Consider the following 17,593-nt stretch of genomic DNA (forward strand, 5'->3'; position numbering starts at 1 on the left):
CGCTTTCGAGGCCTTGTCCGCGTCGCCTGCCAATGCCTGCTGCAAGCCGCCGCACAGAACATCAAGAAGATCGCCATGGTCCTGACAAAGACCCCAAAGGCAGCCAGCGTATGAGCGGTTGCAGCCGCTTGCAACTCCTTACTAAGGCAGTCACAAAACGCGCCCCTCTCAAAAACAAAACCCGCCGAAAAATATCGGCGGGTTTGTCAGCAGCCTGAGGCCGGGAAAATCCCGGCCCTTCTGTTTTACTTCTTGTTTTGACGGTTTTCGATCAGGTCGTCCACCACGCCCGGATCGGCGAGGGTTGACGTGTCGCCCAGTGAACCGAAATCGTCTTCGGCGATCTTGCGCAGGATACGGCGCATGATCTTGCCCGAACGGGTCTTCGGCAGGCCGGGCGCGAACTGGATCTTGTCCGGTGTGGCGATGGGGCCGATTTCCTTGCGCACGTGCTGGGTCAGCTCCTTGCGCAATTCGTCGGCGTCCTGTGTTTCCGCGCCGGTCATCAAGGTGACGTAGCAATAAATGCCCTGTCCCTTGATCCCGTGCGGATAACCAACAACGGCAGCTTCGGAAACCGAATGATGTGAGACAAGCGCCGATTCGATTTCCGCCGTGCCGAGGCGATGGCCGGAAATATTCAGCACGTCATCGACGCGACCGGTGATCCAGTAATAACCGTCTTCATCGCGGCGGCAGCCGTCACCGGTGAAATACTTGCCCTTGTAGGTGGAGAAGTACGCCTCGATGAAGCGCTTGTGATCGCCGTAAAGCGTGCGCATCTGGCCGGGCCAGCTGTCGGTGATGCAGAGATTGCCATCGGTCGCACCATCGACCACATTGCCTTCATTATCCACGAGCTCCGGCTTGACGCCGAAGAACGGGCGCGTGGCGGAGCCGGGCTTGAGGTCGGTTGCGCCGGGCAGCGGCGTGATCAGAATGCCGCCGGTTTCCGTCTGCCACCAGGTATCGACGATGGGCGACTTTTCCTCGCCGACCACATGATAATACCATTCCCAGGCTTCCGGATTGATCGGCTCGCCGACCGAGCCGAGCAGGCGCAGCGAGGAGCGCGAGGAACGCGTCACGAATTCATCGCCAGCGCCCATCAGCGCGCGGATCGCCGTTGGCGCGGTATAGAAGATGTTGACATGGTGCTTGTCGATGACTTCCCAGAATCGGCCCTGATCGGGGAAATTCGGCACGCCTTCGAACATCAGCGTCGTGGCGCCATTGGCGAGCGGTCCATAGACGATATAGGAATGGCCCGTGACCCAACCCACATCCGCCGTGCACCAATAGGTGTCGCCGTCGTGATAGTCGAAGACATATTGATGGGTCATCGAGGCATAGACCAGATAGCCGCCGGTGGTGTGCAGCACACCCTTCGGCTTGCCGGTGGAGCCGGACGTGTAGAGGATGAAGAGCGGATCTTCCGCATTCATCGGTTCCGGTTCGCAATGCGGCTCGACGCTGGCGACTTCCTGATGATACCACAGATCGCGGCCACGGCCCCAGCTGACCTTGCCGCCGGTGCGGCGCACGACCAGCACCTTGTTGACCATGACATATTGCTTGGCGGCAATATCGATGGCGGTGTCGGTGTTTTCCTTCAGCGGAACCGGCTTGCCGCCGCGCACGCCTTCATCGGCGGTGATGACAAATGTGGATTCACAATCGACGATACGACCGGCCAGCGCTTCGGGTGAGAAGCCTGCAAAAACCACGGAATGCACCGCGCCGATGCGCGCGCAGGCGAGCATGGCATAGGCCGCTTCCGGGATCATCGGCAGATAGATCGTGACGCGGTCGCCCTTCTTGACGCCGTGCTTCTTGAGCACATTCGCCATGCGGCAAACGTTTTCGTAAAGCTCGCGATAGGTGATCTTCTTGTCGATATACGGATTGTCGCCTTCCCAGATGATGGCGACCTTGTCGCCACGGCTCTTCAGGTGGCGATCAATACAATTATAGGAAACGTTGGTGACGCCGTCTTCATACCACTTGATGGAAACGTCGCCGTTGAAATCGGTGTTCTTGACCTTGGTGAAAGGCTTGAACCAGTCGATGCGGCGACCGTGCTTGGCCCAGAAGCCATCCGGATCGCTCACGCTTTCCTTGTACCATTCGAGGTAGGTCTCATTGTCAATGAGCGTGTTCTTCTTTGCCTCCGGCAGCACGGGGTAAAGCTTTTCCGACATCATTTCCTCCAAGTTTCACCAACGTCCTCTCGTCGGTGCGTGGTTCGTAACCACTGTTGGGTCTTATCTAGCTTCCTAAGCGGTGAAGGTAAATTAGACGATAGGACCGTCTGCCGTCCACAATGACGCAGGCTAAATCTCCGCATTGGCAGCACTCATGCCTTTATGGTGCTAACATATTGTTTTTACACTTTAAAAACCATTTGGAGCGATTATCTCAAATACAGGAGCCAAATATATGGCTCTTCACAAAAAGGGGAAATCGCCATGACGACGTCCGCTTTTCACGCGAGATCGGCCTTCGAACTGCAACTCGCCGGTTACGGTCTAACGACGGCAAAACTTTTCTATCACATGCCGGATCACCCGCATCTGCTGCAGCTGTTTGTCTGGCAGGAATATGATGTCGCGCCGGAATTTCCGGTGCTGCATCATTTCATCGAGTTCTGGAAACGGGAAATCGACGGGCCGCTGCATTCGGTGACTTACACCCATTGCCGCTTGCTCGGCCCATCGGACTGGAAAAATGTGCAGGGCGAGATCGTTCTGCATTAATCTTGATTTACGAACTTCGATGGCCTGTAAATCGGATTTTTCAGCGCTTCAGGTCCACTCGTACCTTACGCATAATCCCTCCGGCTCTCGAAGATTGCCATTTGAGCTCGCTAAAAAACAACCTCGTCAGATCATCGCTGTGTATACTCATTGAAAACAGGCGACAGGATTGCATTTGCTTGCGTGGCTATTTCGCTGTTCGAGCCTTCATCAGCGGTCCACATGGATGTGGGCGCCGATGAAGGCTATATAATAAAGCTGCCGCATTCACGAGAAGGAATATCGTGAATGCAAGCTGCTCTATTTAAAAGTTTATGCGTATTTTTTTATAACATAGGGAGATGTGGTCCTCAGCATTTTAAATAGAAATATTACCAAGACTATAAATCTTGGTACTTAGCGACAATAAATTTCTCACCTTCTCTTCCGGGGTGGTCTGGAGTATCTTTGTTCTCCAGATAAATATTGGTGTACGAAGTGTCGCCTGGTTTCGGTTCAAATACAACAAGCCTTCCACCTCCCAATTTTTCTATATAATAAAGCTCTTTTTCACCGTCAAATTTAATAAAATTAAATAGCATGGGATTTCCGTTATCATCACTTTGAGCAATGCATTGATATACGTATAATCCGTCTATGTTGGATTCGCCTTTTAGTGCATTTAAGCTTAAAATGTTTCTTATTTCTTTTTCCCATAGGATTATTGATATAGGCTGTGAAAAAAGATATACATCATCAGTGAATTCCCATACACTTTTTTTGCGATCTAGATCTTTACTCATATTTACTAAAAATAAACCTCCGCCAATCGTTTTTTGAAGGGTGAGGTATTCTCCTGTTAATAGGCTTTTTATAGTGTATTTCGGCATTTTTTACTCCAATTTGTTTTAATATACTAATAATTATTATATCAATTAATGACATATTATTACTGTCACTTCTGACCAAATGTTTTGCTCGTATCAACAGTGGCTTTCCGTCCCGCCTTGGAGGTGATGGGGCGATGTAGGCAAGTTTGACCGGCAGCGAGCTAGCCCTGTCATCGGCCTTAGCGCTGTTCCTTCAGGGCTGATCAAAATCGTATTAAGACACGTTGTGTCGTTGCGCTGGGAGGGGCTGAGCTTCGGGCGCATCAAACCGAGAGGTGGGTCTCAGGCTGGCGACGTATAGGACCGACCGCCGAAAATCGCTGAGCCGACCCGAACCGAGGTCGCGCCGAAGCCTATAGCGGTCTCATAATCGCCTGACATGCCCATGGAGAGCTTCTCGACGCCAGCTTCGCGGGCGAGCTTTTCCAACAGGGCAAAATGTGGTCCCGGGTTTTCATCGGCAGGCGGGATGCACATCAGCCCTTCGATGGCGAGACCGTGTTCATCACGACAGCGTGCGACAAAGGCGACGGCGTCCTTCGGTGCGATGCCGGCCTTTTGTTCTTCCAGACCCGTATTGACCTGCACATAAAGTTTCGGGCTCTTGCCCTGCTTGGTGATCTCGTCGGCAAGCGCGGCTGCGATCTTCTCGCGGTCCACCGTTTCGATGACGTCGAACAGGGCGACGGCATCGGCTGCCTTGTTGGATTGCAACGGGCCGATCAAATGCAGTTCGATGCCGGAATAATGGTCGCGCAGTTCAGGCCATTTGGCTTGTGCTTCCTGCACACGGTTTTCCCCGAAGACGCGCTGTCCGGCGTCGAGTGCCGGGCGGATCGCGTCTGCGGCGAAGGTTTTCGACACGGCGACGAGCGTGACCGAGCCTTTGGTGCGACGTGCTTCCTTTTCGGCATTGGCGATTGTGGCCTTGACCGTGTTCAGGTTCGTGACGATATCTGACATGAAACTCTCGCTTTCAGGCTTTTCATCCGCAAAAGGTTGACGCTTTCGCCAATACGTGGTGAAGGTCGCCATTAAATATCGACTCTCCTTATTGCATCACCTTCGTACGAGTAAATACGGACATGGCAGCCGAACGTTATAATCCGCGCGTGGCGGAAGCTCACTGGCAGAAAGTCTGGGAAGAAAACCGGACTTTCGAAACGGACAACAGCGATCCGCGCGAGAAGTATTATGTGCTTGAGATGTTCCCCTATCCATCGGGGCGCATCCATATGGGCCATGTGCGCAACTATGCGATGGGCGATGTCGTTGCCCGCTACAAGCGCGCCAAGGGGTTTAATGTGCTCCACCCGATGGGTTGGGACGCGTTCGGCATGCCTGCGGAAAATGCCGCGATGCAGAACAAGGTGCATCCAAAGGAATGGACCTACCAGAACATCGACACGATGAAGCGCCAGCTCAAGTCCATGGGCCTGTCGCTTGATTGGTCGCGTGAATTCGCGACCTGCGATGTGGAATATTACCATCGTCAGCAGATGCTGTTCATCGACCTGTTCGAAAAAGGTCTGGTCACGCGCAAAACCTCCAAGGTCAACTGGGATCCGGTGGACAACACCGTGCTCGCCAATGAGCAGGTGGTGGACGGTCGCGGCTGGCGCTCTGGCGCGCTGGTCGAACAGCGCGAACTGACGCAGTGGTTCTTCAAGATCACTGATTTCAGCGAAGAATTGCTGGCCGGTCTCGACACGCTCGACCAGTGGCCGGAAAAAGTTCGCCTGATGCAGCGTAACTGGATCGGCAAGTCGGAAGGCTTGCAGGTTCGTTTCGCGCTCGACGGCAAGACGGCACCGGAAGGCTTCTCGGAAATCGAGGTTTACACGACGCGTCCCGACACACTGTTCGGCGCGGCTTTTGTCGCGATTTCCGCCGATCATCCGCTGGCCAAAAAGCTTGCCGAAGGTAATGCTGCGCTGACCGGCTTCATCGAAGAATGCCACCAGCACGGCACCTCGCTTGCAGCGCTTGAAACCGCTGAAAAGAAGGGCTTTGATACCGGCGTCAAGGTCAAGCACCCGTTCGACGAGAACTGGGAGCTGCCGGTCTATGTCGCCAATTTCGTGCTGATGGAATATGGCACGGGCGCTGTTTTCGGCTGTCCGGCGCATGACCAGCGCGATCTGGATTTCGCCAATAAATATGCGCTGAAGGTAACGCCGGTCGTGCTGCCGAAGGGCGAGGACGCTGCCACTTTTGCCATCACCGACTCGGCCTATACCGATGACGGCGTGATGATCAATTCGCGTTTCCTCGATGGTCTGGCGCCGGAAGCAGCCTTCAACGAGGTTGCAAACCGTCTGGAACAGACCACGCTTGGCAATCGTCCGCAAGCGGCCCGCAAGGTGCAGTTCCGTCTGCGCGACTGGGGCATTTCGCGCCAGCGCTATTGGGGCTGCCCGATCCCGATGATCCATTGCGAGAGCTGTGGCGTCAATCCGGTGCCGCGCGCCGACCTGCCGGTCAAGCTGCCGGACGATGTGGATTTCGACCGTCCGGGCAATCCGCTGGATCGTCATGCCACGTGGCGTCATGTGAAGTGCCCGAAATGCGGTGGCGAAGCCCGGCGCGAGACCGACACGATGGATACGTTTGTCGATTCGTCCTGGTACTATGCGCGCTTCACGGCGCCGTGGGAAAACGAGCCGACCGATCGTGCGATTGCAGACCGCTGGCTGCCGGTCGACCAGTATATCGGTGGTGTCGAACACGCGATCCTGCATCTGCTCTATTCGCGCTTTTTCACCCGCGCCATGAAGGTTACGGGCCATGTCGGTCTGGATGAGCCCTTCAAGGGCCTGTTCACGCAGGGCATGGTTGTGCACGAAACCTACAAGGCCGATGGTCAGTGGGTTGCTCCTGCCGATATCCGCATCGAGGACATTGACGGCAAGCGCACCGCAACCATGCTGGACAGCGGTGCGCCGGTTGAAATCGGTTCCATCGAGAAGATGTCGAAGTCGAAGAAGAATGTCGTTGATCCTGACGATATCATCTCTTCTTATGGTGCAGATACTGCGCGCTGGTTCATGCTGTCCGATTCGCCGCCGGAACGTGACGTGATCTGGACGGAAGCAGGTGCCGAAGGCGCGCATCGCTTCGTGCAACGCGTCTGGCGTCTGGTGTCGGAAGCAGCCGAACATCTGAAGGATGTCGCGCCGAAGACCGGTTCGCAGGGCGAAGCGCTTGCCGTTTCCAAGGCCGTGCATAAGACAGTCAACGCTGTTGGCGACGATATCGAAAAGCTCGCTTTCAATCGCGGCGTTGCGCGACTTTATGAGCTTGTGAATGCGCTTGCTGCACCGTTGCAGCTTGTCGCTTCGGACAAGGCCGATGATGAGCTGAAGGGCGCTGTTCGTGACGCCACGGAAAAGCTTATCCAGATGCTCGCACCGATGATGCCGCATCTTGCTGAACAGTGCCTGACGGAACTGGGCGGCAAGATCGCCGGACAGGAAACGTTGGTCGCCCGCGCGCCATGGCCGCTCTTCGACGCCGCATTGGTGGTGGAAAACGAGATCGTGATGCCGGTGCAGATCAACGGCAAGAAGCGTGGGGATTTGACAATCGCCCGCGACGCTGATCAAGCTAGCATCCAGCAGGCGGTGCTCGAACTTGACTTCGTCAAGGCTGCGCTCAACGGGGGCTCGCCGAAGAAGATTATCGTGGTGCCGCAAAGGATCGTCAATGTCGTTGCCTGATCGTTTCCTCTCCGCAATCAAGACTTTCCGCGTCGCTTTTGTGGCTGTGGGAGCTGCGGTTCTCCTTGCTGCCTGCACGGTGCAGCCGCTTTATTCGTCGGGCGGCAGCGCTGGTGGTTCGATCGGCGGCAGTGTGACGCCGGATATGCGCACCAAGCTTGCTTCCGTGTCCATCGATCCGGCTGGCGATGTCTATGGCCAGCAGGTGCGCAATCGCCTGATCTTCCTGCTCGGCGGTGGCGCTGGTGAACCAGCCAACCCGATGTATCGTCTGAGCCTCGGCCTCAGCACGAGCACGATTTCCGCCGTAAGCGTGGATATCGGCGATCAGACCGACCGCACGGGCCGTCCATCGGCTGGTATCGTCAAGGCGACGTCGAATTTCGTGCTGCGTGACAAGGACGGCAAGCCGCTTGCCACGGGCACACGAACGACGGGCGCTTCCTTTGATCGTCCGCGTCAGGAATTTGCAAACCTTCGTGCAGAACGCGACGCGCGCAAGCGCGCCGCGGAAGAACTGGCCGAACAGGTTTTCCTCGCATTGGCGCAGAAGCTGTCAAAGCTCTGATCGTTCCTCTGATCTGAAATCACAAAAGCGGCGCCTCCGGGCGCCGTTTTTTTGTTTCGCTAATCACAAAAAGGCTCAAGGAATTCAGCAAGGTAACATTGCTGTTCCCTGCAAACATTTTTATAACTCCTTGTTTCAAATGAACTAATTTACAATTTGCATATTGCCCGAGGCGTGACGCGAAAAATGGGAAGCGACTTCCCCATGCGTCATGCGTGAAAGCCGCGCGGTGTGTCCGTCGGTTCAATCATTATTTCAGGAGTATTCAGATGATGCGATTTTCAGACCTCATGAAAGGCATGGCCTTTGCGGCACTAGGCGTGGCGGGACTGGCCGTTGCGGGTCCGGCAGCGGCACAGGAAAAGGCAGCGCCGTTGCAGTGGCAGTTTTTCCAGGCCGATGAGAATGGCTTCAACCGGACGCCGGTTCTGTTGACGGGGGAAAAGGAAGCCATTCTGCTCGATGGCGGTTTTACCTTCTCCGATGGCAAGGCCGTTGCCGAAAAGATCAAGGAAACCGGCAAGAAGCTCACCACGGTCTATGTCAGCCAGAGCGACCCCGACTATTATTTCAACCTGCGCGAGATCAAGTCGGCTTTCCCGGATGTCAAAATCATCGCTGCTCCTGAAACCGTTGCCGCCATCAATGGCAATGTCGAGACGAAGCTTAACGTCTGGGGACCGCAGCTGAAGGATAATGGCCCGCAGAACCTGTCCGATCTGGTTCTGCCGCAGGCCTCGGACGTGAAGACGCTCACGCTGGAAGGCAACGAGATTGAGATCGTCCCGGCTGAAGGCATGAAGAACCGCCGCTATCTTTGGGTGCCATCGCTGAAGGCGGTGTTCGGCGGCGTGTTGATTGGCGCAGGCGAGCATATCTGGCTGGCCGATACGGCTGACAAGGCGCAGCGCGAGGCATGGATCAAGAACCTCGATGCGATTGCGGCGCGCAATCCTGAAGTGGTTGTCCCGGCCCATATGATGGCCGGTTCTGCGACGGATGTTTCGGCGGTCAAATTCACCCGCGATTATATCGCTGCATTCGATGAGGAGGCCGACAAGGCCAAGGATAGTGCCACGCTTATCGCTGCGATGAAGAAGCGCTATCCGGATCTGGGCGGCGAAAGCAGCCTGGAACTGGGCGCCAAGGTCATCAAGGGCGAGATGAAATGGGAATAATGCGCGGCCAAGAGACAATCGCCGGTTCGAGCCTGTGACGGCCTTGGCCGGTTGATTGGAATTTGTGGTTCGCATCGAGATGGATATAAAGGGCGGCGCGGCATGTGCCGCCCTTGTTGTGTCAGCCTGTTGTGGAGATCATGCGCCTCGCTTCCTTTTCGGCCAAAGGCTATCGTTCGCTGCGTTCTGTCCGGTTCGATCTTGGACAGGTGACGGTGTTCGTCGGTGAAAACGGGGCGGGCAAATCCAATCTCTATCGGGCTTTGCAACTGATCAAGGCGGCTGCGGAAGGCAATTTCTCCACGGAGATCGTGCGGGAAGGCGGCATGCAGTCGGCCATGTGGAGCGGCGGTCGTCGCAAGCACGAATCGGCGCGGATCATTCTGGAAGCGGATTTCGAGGACGAAAGGCTGGCGTCGCGCCTTTCCTATCGGGTGGAGGCGGGTTTGCCGCCACCTGTTTCCGGGGCATTTCCTTTCGAGCCGCAGATCAAGGAAGAACAGCTTAATCTCGATACGGGTCGTCGCCCGGTCGATCTCATGGACCGGCGCGGTCCGGCGGTCTTTGCCCGCGATGGGGAAGGGCGGCGCATGGAGCATCCGACGCGGCTTCTGACATCGGAAAGCGGGCTGGCCGTGCTTGGTCAGTCGGGCCATTATCCCGAGATCGGCGACCTCGCGGCGCAACTGCGTGGCTGGCGATTTTATCACGGCTTCCGAAGCGACCGCGACGCTCCTGCACGCCAGCCTTCCATTGCGGCCACCGCAGCCATGCTGGACGAGGATAGCGGCAATCTTGCCTCAGTCTTTGCCACGCTTGCGCATATCCGTCAGGATACGGTCGATCTGGATCGCTTTATAGAAGAGGCGCTGGATGGTGCGAAACTGGTCGTTCCTTATCCGGAAGAAACCGCCAGTTTCGGCCTGAATTTTCCAGCTTTCCCGCCCCGCATCTTTCGACCCGGCGAATTGTCCGACGGACAGATTCGCCTATTGGCGCTGGCGGGCGCGCTTTTAGCCTACCGCCTGCCGCCATTGATCGCGCTGAACGAACCGGAAGCAAGCCTGCACCCGGACATGATCCCGTCACTTGCGAGAATGATCGCGCAGGCATCCGAGCGCAGCCAGATCTGGGTTGTAACCCATTCCAGCGCTCTTGCCAGCGCTATAGCCGAGCATTGCGGCAGCAGGCCGATTCGGGTCAGCAAGCAGGATGGTGAAACGGTTCTGGAATAAAAAAGCGGGCCGAAGCCCGCCTTTCATTTGTTTCGCAAAAATCGCTGATTAAGCGATCTTCTGACCGGTCTTCGCCCAATCGGCGAGGAAGGTTTCGAGGCCCTTGTCGGTCAGCGGATGCTTGACGAGCGCCTTGAGCGTTGCCGCAGGCGCGGTCACGACATCGGCACCGATCAGCGCTGCTTCCTTGACGTGATTGACGGTGCGAACCGAAGCGGCAAGAATTTCGGTGCGGAAATCGTAATTGTCATAGATCGTGCGGATTTCCGCAATCAGTTCCATGCCGTTGATAGCCATATCGTCGAGACGACCGATGAACGGCGAAATGAAGGTCGCGCCAGCCTTGGCTGCAAGAAGCGCCTGATTGGCCGAGAAGCAGAGCGTCATATTGACCTTGTGGCCATCGGAAGACAGAGCCTTACAGGCCTTCAGTCCGTCGAAGGTTACGGGCAGCTTGATGCAGATATTATCTGCATATTTGGCGATGTGGGCAGCTTCCTTCATCATCTGCTCATATTCGGTCGCGGCAACTTCGGCAGAAACCGGACCCTTGACGAAGGAGCAGATTTCCTTGGTAACTTCCTCGATATTGCGACCCGACTTCAGGATGAGGGATGGGTTGGTGGTCACGCCATCGACCAGTCCAAGGTCGTTCAGTTCGCGGATTTCCTTGACGTCCGCAGTGTCCACGAAAAACTTCATAACAGCGTTCCTCCATAGTGAGCGCGGGTGGTTTTGGGAGCTAAATCCGTTTAAGTCCCGGAAGGTGGCTTTTCTTTAGCGCAAAGCCGCGCCAAGGTCACGCGATCATGTCGAAAGATTCGCACGATATTGCTAACCCTGTTCTGGGCCTGTTTTCGGACGCGCTGCCGGGCTTCACGCCGCGCGTGGTTCCCGTGCTGGTGCCTATGCCAGCAGAACGGCCTTATTCTTATATGGTCCCGGAGGGCATGAACGTCCAGCCCGGGTCGATCGTGCGCGTCCCGCTCGGACCGCGTGAAGTCGCGGGCATCGTCTGTGAGGGCGAAACCGATGCGGTCGACGCCAAAAAGCTCAGAGCGATTTCCGAAGTGTTCGATTGTCCGCCGGTGGATGGCGAGATGCTCCGCTTCATGCGCTGGGCTGCGGATTACACGCTCTCACCGCCCGGCATGGTGGCGCGTATGGTTCTGCGCGTGCCTGCCGCCTTCGACCCCGAGCCGTCGGTGCCGGGCCTGCGTTATTCCGGCGGTGAACCGGAACGCATGACCGATGCGCGCGCCCGCGTGATGGAGCTTGCCCGCGACGGGCTTGCCTGGACCCGGTCGGGTCTCGCCCATGCGGCGGGCGTTTCGGCAACGGTCGTAGAGGGATTGAAGGCGCAGGGCGTCTTTGATGAAGTGATGCTGCCACCGCCCGCCGTAGTGGCGAAGCCCGACACGGATTATGCCCGCGCCACGCTCTCGGAAGACCAGCAGGCAGCTGCCGAAATGCTTTCTGATTCCGTCGCGGCGGATTGTTTTTCCGTTTCCCTCCTCGATGGCGTGACGGGATCAGGCAAGACCGAAGTTTATTTCGAAGCTGTCGCCAAGGCGCTCGATCAGGGCAAGCAGGTGCTGATTCTCCTGCCCGAAATCGCGCTGACACAGCAGTTTCTCGACCGCTTTCATGATCGTTTCGGTGCCAAGCCCGCCGAATGGCATTCAGACCTTGCGCCCCGCACCCGCGAGCGCGTCTGGCGTCAGGTCACGGAAGGCACGGTACGGGTGGTTGCGGGCGCCCGTTCGGCGCTGTTTCTGCCCTTCAAGGAACTGGGGCTGATCGTGGTCGATGAGGAACATGATCCGGCTTACAAACAGGAAGACCGGGTTTTCTACAATGCCCGCGATATGGCCGTCGTGCGCGGCCATATTGGCGGTTTCCCGGTGGTGCTTGCCTCGGCCACGCCCTCCATCGAAAGTCAGGTCAATGCGGATCAGGGCCGCTACAAGCGAATCAAGCTTTACGGGCGTTATGCGGAAGCCGCACTCCCCGATCTTAAAACCATCGACATGCGGCGGTCACCGCCGCCGCCGGGACGCTTTCTGTCGCCCGCACTCACCGAAGCGGTCGGCAAGACCGTCGCGCGCGGCGAACAGGCCCTGCTGTTCCTCAACCGTCGCGGCTATGCGCCGCTGACATTGTGCCGGGTGTGCGGTCACCGCTTTCAGTGCCCGCAATGTTCAAGCTGGCTGGTCGAGCATCGCTTTCGCGGACAGCTGATGTGCCATCAGTGCGGCTATCACGAGCCGGTGCCCGAAGCCTGCCCGGAATGCGGCACACTCGATCATCTGGTCGCCTGTGGCCCCGGCGTGGAACGGATCGCGGAGGAAGTTGCCGCGACGTTCAACGAAGCGCGAATCATAGTGCTTTCGTCTGATATGGCGGGCGGCGTGAAGCGGCTGCGTCTGGAACTCGACGCCATTGCGAAGGGCGAGGCGGATATCGTCATCGGCACGCAGCTTGTCGCGAAGGGGCACAATTTTCCCAATATGACGCTGGTGGGCGTGGTGGATGCCGATTTGGGGCTGGCCAATGGCGACCCGCGCGCCGCCGAACGCACTTTCCAGCTTCTCAATCAGGTGACGGGCCGGGCGGGCCGTACGGGTCGCAAGAGCCTCGGTCTGATCCAGACCTATCAGCCGGATCATCCGGTTATGCGCGCCATTGTCAGCGGCGATGCGGAAGCCTTTTATGCTCGCGAGATCGAGGAGCGGGAGCGCAGCGCTCTGCCGCCCTTCGGACGGCTTGCTGCGCTGATCATCTCGGCCGATAACCGCCCGGATGCGGAAAACCATGCGCGTGCGCTTCGCCGCGCCGCCCCGTCCTCTTCAGAGATTTCCGTGCTTGGTCCCGCCGAAGCGCCGCTGGCGCTGGTGCGCGGCAGGCACCGCTTCCGAATATTGATCCACGGGACAAAACGCGCGGATATTCAATCCTTTATCCGTGCTTTGCTGGCTGCATCACCCAAGGAGCGAGGCTCAATCCGGGTTCAGGTTGACATCGATCCGCAAAGCTTTTTGTAAGGTTGGGCAACTATCGACGTGCACGCAAGAAATAGGGGCTTGCTTCTCTAGTCGCTAGAGGATGCAGACTGGTTTTCAAGGTTCCAATGAGGCTTGAGACCAATGAAATATACCCCTTCCCAACCCGCGCAATCATCAGCGAAGAATGGTCCCGGATTCTGGCTGGTCGCCCTTTTTGGGCTGGTGGTCTGGACATTGTTAATGTGGTTTGCCTATTCCATCTCGGATGCTGTGATCGTCTGGATCAGCGGCAACGGAGCGGTTCTGGCCGAGACCGGAAAAAGCCTGATCGGCTCGGAAGTAACAGCGCTGCTGGATACGACCAAACTGGACCAGATAGCCGGTTCAGGTATTGAATTGCTGCAGAGTTTGCTTGCGCCCGCACTTGCGATCATCTGGGTGATCGGTGCCGTGGCCATCCTCTTCATCCGGTCGATTCTGGCGCGTATCATCGGGATGCGCGGTTCGCTGTCGCGCTGAGGACCGGCTCCATTGATGTGCGTTCATGCCGTGCGATCGGTTTTCGTTTGGGCAAAACTGGTTTATAGCCGTGCTGTTCAAATTGAGGGGTGATCGCGATGGAATTCTATCTTCCCACCACGACCGGCGAATGGCTCGCCTGGAGCTCGGCAGCCGTGACGGCCTTTGCGGGCATCGTCATGCTGTTTGCGCCCGGCATCACCATGAAGCTGTTGCGGTTGCAGCCGGTCAATGCGCGACCGGAAGCGTTCAGTTCCATCCGCGCCGTGCTGGCCGGTCCCTATCTCGGTCTGGGGCTTGGCTGCCTCATTTTTGCACAACCCTTCTTGTGGGTTGTTCTGGGGGCGGCGTGGGGCTTCGCCCTGTTCGGGCGCTTCATCTCGATGATGTCCGATAATGTCGGACGCGGCGGCGGCACGATCTATAACTGGTTGGCAGGAATTGTAGAATTCCTTCTGGCCGCCGGGCCATTGCTCTACGCTTTTGGCTTCATCGGTTAACCCTGCGACTTTTTTGATCGGAAAACGCGACAAAACTTACACAAAAGTGCGGGATTCGCGTGTTGCGAGTCCGGTTCGTCTATGCTAGACGGCAATCACATTTCGGTGTTGACGTGCTCGCGCGTCAGTGGTTTTCCGGAAACATTCAATAAAATCATCGGCTTGGCGTCCTGAGCAACATTGGGCCCCAAAAGGATGGTTTCAACGTAGAGAGCAGGTTGTTCGTGGCTGAAACGTCTTCGCTCATTTCAGGTGTGGCACAGCGTTACGCCGGATCGCTTTTCGAGCTGGCGCTCGAAGCCAAGTCCGTTGCTGCTGTGGAGAAAGATCTTGTTCGTTTCGAGGCGCTTCTGAGCGGAAGCGAGGACCTCAAGCGTCTGATCTCCAGTCCGGTATTTTCTTCGGAAGACCAGCTCCATGCGATCGGCGCCATTGCCGACAAGGCGGGCATCAAGGGTCTGGTAGGAAATCTCCTGCGCGTCGTCGCAGCGAACCGCCGCCTTTTCGCCCTGCCGGGCATCATCGCCGCATTCCACAAGATTGCTGCTGAACATCGCGGAGAAGTTTCCGCCGATGTCACTTCCGCGCATGCGCTGACCGCTGCGCAGGAAAACGAATTGAAGGCAACGCTGAAGAGCGTGGCCGGCAAGGACGTGACGATTAACGTCACCGTCGATCCGTCGATCCTCGGCGGTCTTATCGTCAAGATGGGTTCGCGTCAGATCGACACGTCCCTTCGCACCAAACTATCTTCTCTCAAGCTTGCACTGAAAGAGGTCGGCTGATGGACATCCGCGCTGCGGAAATTTCCGCTATCCTGAAAGAGCAAATCAAGAACTTCGGCAAGGAGGCTGAGGTCTCCGAAGTCGGTCAGGTTCTGTCCGTCGGCGACGGTATTGCTCGCGTCTATGGTCTGGACAATGTTCAGGCTGGTGAAATGGTCGAATTCCCCGGCGGCATTCGCGGCATGGCGCTCAACCTTGAAAACGACAATGTTGGTGTCGTTATCTTCGGTGCCGACCGTGACATCAAGGAAGGCGACGTCGTCAAGCGTACCGGCGCCATCGTTGACGTACCGGTTGGTCCGGGCCTGCTGGGCCGCGTCGTTGACGCTCTCGGCAACCCGATCGACGGCAAGGGCCCAATCGTTGCTACCGAGCGTCGCCGCGTCGACGTCAAGGCACCGGGCATCATCCCGCGCAAGTCGGTTCATGAGCCAATGTCGACCGGCCTCAAGGCTGTTGACGCTCTGATCCCGGTTGGTCGTGGTCAGCGCGAGCTGGTCATCGGTGACCGTCAGACCGGCAAGACCGCCATCATTCTCGACACCTTCCTGAACCAGAAGCCGATCCACGACAACGGCCCGGACAGCGAAAAGCTTTATTGCGTTTACGTTGCTATCGGCCAGAAGCGTTCGACTGTTGCTCAGTTCGTCAAGGTTCTCGAAGAGCGCGGCGCACTCGAATATTCGATCGTTATCGCTGCTACCGCTTCCGATCCGGCTCCGATGCAGTACCTCGCTCCGTTCGCAGGTTGCGCAATGGGCGAATACTTCCGTGACAACGGTCAGCACGCTCTCATCGGTTACGACGATCTGTCCAAGCAGGCTGTTGCTTACCGTCAGATGTCCCTTCTGCTTCGTCGTCCTCCGGGCCGTGAAGCTTATCCGGGCGACGTTTTCTATCTGCACTCCCGTCTTCTCGAACGCGCTGCAAAGCTCAACGACGAAAACGGCGCTGGCTCGCTGACGGCTCTGCCGGTCATCGAAACGCAGGGCAACGACGTTTCGGCCTTCATTCCGACCAACGTGATCTCCATCACCGACGGCCAGATCTTCCTCGAAACCAACCTGTTCTATCAGGGTATCCGTCCGGCTGTTAACGTCGGTCTGTCGGTTTCGCGCGTTGGTTCTTCGGCACAGGTCAAGGCCATGAAGCAGGTTGCCGGTTCGATCAAGGGCGAGCTCGCCCAGTATCGTGAAATGGCCGCCTTCGCACAGTTCGGTTCGGATCTCGATGCCTCGACCCAGCGTTTGCTGAACCGTGGCGCGCGTCTGACCGAGCTTCTCAAGCAGCCGCAGTTCTCGCCGCTCAAGACGGAAGAACAGGTTGCCGTGATTTATGCCGGTGTGAATGGCTATCTCGACAAGATCGCCGTCAACCAGGTTGGCAAGTTCGAAGCAGGTCTTCTTTCTTCGTTGCGCACCGAGCACAAGGATGTGCTGGATGCTATCCGCGATCAGAAGGCACTCACCGACGACATCAAAGCAAAGCTCAAGGCAGCGGTCGACGCGTTCGCCAAGTCTTTCGCTTGAATTTTGTGACGGGATGAACGGATGCCTTCACTAAAGGATCTGAGAAACCGTATCGCCTCGGTCAAGGCGACGCAGAAAATCACCAAGGCGATGCAGATGGTCGCCGCGGCGAAGCTGCGCCGTGCCCAGGAAGCTGCGGAGGCCGCTCGGCCTTACTCGCAGCGCATGGGCGCCGTTCTCGCTAATATCGCGCAGAATGTCAGCGGCGAAGATGCACCGGCATTGATGGCCGGTACGGGTAAGGACGACGTGCATCTGCTCGTCGTCTGCACTGCAGAACGTGGCCTTTGCGGCGGTTTCAACAGCCAAATCGCACGCCTGGCGCGCGATCATACCCGCAAGCTCCTCGCTGAAGGCAAGACGGTCAAGATCATCACGGTCGGCAAGAAGGGCGCAGATATTCTGCGTCGTGAATTTGCCTCTCTGATCATCGACCACGTCAATTTGCGCGAAGTCAAGCAGCTCGCTTTTGTGCATGCCGACCAGATCGGCCACAAGGTGATCGAGCTGTTCGAACAAGGCGCATTTGATGTCTGCACCCTGTTCTATTCCGAATTCAAGTCGGTGATTGCACAGATCCCGACTGCGCAGCAGATCATTCCGGCTTCGGCTGGCGATGTTGCGCAGGCGGACGCTGCAGGCGATGCGATTTATGAGTACGAACCTGATCCTGCGGCGATCCTGAGCACGCTGATCCCACGCAACATTTCGGTCCAGATTTTCCGCGCACTGTTGGAAAATGTGGCGGGCGAAATGGGCGCGAAGATGAGCGCCATGGACAATGCGACGCGTAATGCCGGTGACATGATCAACAAGTTGTCGATCACGTATAACCGTCAGCGTCAGGCTCAGATCACCAAGGAACTGATCGAAATCATTTCGGGCGCGGAAGCGCTCTAGGGTTTACCGCATGGTCTATCCGGGAAGTCT

At 57.1% G+C, this 17,593-nt stretch carries 15 protein-coding genes; 11 read left to right on the forward strand and 4 right to left on the reverse strand.

Annotation, left to right across the window (positions count from 1 at the left end):
* Positions 1 to 245: 245 nt before the first annotated feature.
* Positions 246 to 2,201, reverse strand: a complete 1,956-nt coding sequence (gene acs, locus FIC94_RS15345; protein ID WP_109369826.1) for an acetate--CoA ligase — start codon at positions 2,199 to 2,201, stop codon at positions 246 to 248.
* Positions 2,202 to 2,468: 267 nt separating this feature from the next.
* Between acs and FIC94_RS15350 the strand changes: the two genes are divergently transcribed.
* Complete coding sequence (locus FIC94_RS15350; RefSeq protein ID WP_109369825.1) at positions 2,469 to 2,756, forward strand: usg protein; 288 nt, start codon at positions 2,469 to 2,471, stop codon at positions 2,754 to 2,756.
* Between the two features lie 380 nt (positions 2,757 to 3,136).
* On the opposite strand, the gene FIC94_RS15355 is transcribed toward FIC94_RS15350, so the two are convergent.
* Both FIC94_RS15355 and FIC94_RS15360 read right to left on the reverse strand, forming a co-directional pair.
* Positions 3,137 to 3,625, reverse strand: a complete 489-nt coding sequence (locus tag FIC94_RS15355; RefSeq protein WP_140025468.1) for a hypothetical protein — start codon at positions 3,623 to 3,625, stop codon at positions 3,137 to 3,139.
* 282 nt (positions 3,626 to 3,907) lie between these two features.
* Positions 3,908 to 4,588: a YggS family pyridoxal phosphate-dependent enzyme gene (locus tag FIC94_RS15360; RefSeq protein WP_140025469.1), complete on the reverse strand. Its 681-nt coding sequence runs from the start codon at positions 4,586 to 4,588 to the stop codon at positions 3,908 to 3,910.
* Positions 4,589 to 4,710: 122 nt separating this feature from the next.
* Here FIC94_RS15360 and leuS point away from each other — a divergent pair, with 122 nt between their 5' ends.
* From leuS to FIC94_RS15380, 4 genes are all read left to right on the forward strand, one after another.
* The gene (leuS, locus tag FIC94_RS15365) at positions 4,711 to 7,344 is read left to right on the forward strand and encodes a leucine--tRNA ligase (RefSeq protein ID WP_140025470.1); all 2,634 of its coding nucleotides are present in this window, start codon (positions 4,711 to 4,713) and stop codon (positions 7,342 to 7,344) included.
* Positions 7,331 to 7,912, forward strand: a complete 582-nt coding sequence (lptE, locus tag FIC94_RS15370) for an LPS assembly lipoprotein LptE (protein WP_121538637.1) — start codon at positions 7,331 to 7,333, stop codon at positions 7,910 to 7,912. Before leuS ends, lptE begins: the two co-directional genes overlap by 14 nt.
* 269 nt (positions 7,913 to 8,181) lie before the next feature.
* Positions 8,182 to 9,090 (forward strand): MBL fold metallo-hydrolase, encoded by a 909-nt coding sequence (locus FIC94_RS15375; RefSeq protein ID WP_235892025.1) that lies wholly within the window; start codon positions 8,182 to 8,184, stop codon positions 9,088 to 9,090.
* 140 nt (positions 9,091 to 9,230) lie between these two features.
* Complete coding sequence (locus FIC94_RS15380) at positions 9,231 to 10,325, forward strand: AAA family ATPase (RefSeq protein WP_140025471.1); 1,095 nt, start codon at positions 9,231 to 9,233, stop codon at positions 10,323 to 10,325.
* A 48-nt stretch (positions 10,326 to 10,373) separates the two neighbouring features.
* On the opposite strand, the gene fsa is transcribed toward FIC94_RS15380, so the two are convergent.
* Positions 10,374 to 11,027 carry a fructose-6-phosphate aldolase gene (gene fsa / locus FIC94_RS15385; RefSeq protein WP_109369821.1) on the reverse strand — a complete coding sequence of 218 codons (654 nt, stop codon included), beginning with the start codon at positions 11,025 to 11,027 and terminating at the stop codon, positions 10,374 to 10,376.
* Between the two features lie 107 nt (positions 11,028 to 11,134).
* Between fsa and FIC94_RS15390 the strand changes: the two genes are divergently transcribed.
* From FIC94_RS15390 to FIC94_RS15415, 6 genes are all read left to right on the forward strand, one after another.
* Positions 11,135 to 13,369: a primosomal protein N' gene (locus FIC94_RS15390; RefSeq protein WP_140025472.1), complete on the forward strand. Its 2,235-nt coding sequence runs from the start codon at positions 11,135 to 11,137 to the stop codon at positions 13,367 to 13,369.
* Positions 13,370 to 13,471: 102 nt separating this feature from the next.
* Positions 13,472 to 13,849, forward strand: a complete 378-nt coding sequence (locus tag FIC94_RS15395) for a hypothetical protein (protein ID WP_124915896.1) — start codon at positions 13,472 to 13,474, stop codon at positions 13,847 to 13,849.
* Between the two features lie 98 nt (positions 13,850 to 13,947).
* Positions 13,948 to 14,349 carry an AGROH133_08824 family phage infection protein gene (locus FIC94_RS15400; protein ID WP_109369818.1) on the forward strand — a complete coding sequence of 134 codons (402 nt, stop codon included), beginning with the start codon at positions 13,948 to 13,950 and terminating at the stop codon, positions 14,347 to 14,349.
* Positions 14,350 to 14,573: 224 nt separating this feature from the next.
* Positions 14,574 to 15,134, forward strand: coding sequence for a F0F1 ATP synthase subunit delta (locus tag FIC94_RS15405; RefSeq protein ID WP_109370319.1), 561 nt, complete (start codon positions 14,574 to 14,576; stop codon positions 15,132 to 15,134).
* A complete protein-coding gene (atpA, locus tag FIC94_RS15410; protein WP_124915895.1) occupies positions 15,134 to 16,663 on the forward strand; it encodes a F0F1 ATP synthase subunit alpha in 1,530 nt (509 codons plus the stop codon). Before FIC94_RS15405 ends, atpA begins: the two co-directional genes overlap by 1 nt.
* Positions 16,664 to 16,684: 21 nt before the next feature.
* A complete protein-coding gene (locus FIC94_RS15415) occupies positions 16,685 to 17,563 on the forward strand; it encodes a F0F1 ATP synthase subunit gamma (RefSeq protein WP_109369817.1) in 879 nt (292 codons plus the stop codon).
* Positions 17,564 to 17,593: the final 30 nt, after the last annotated feature.

Source organism: Ochrobactrum teleogrylli (genome assembly GCF_006376685.1).
GTDB classification, from domain to species: domain Bacteria; phylum Pseudomonadota; class Alphaproteobacteria; order Rhizobiales; family Rhizobiaceae; genus Brucella; species Brucella teleogrylli.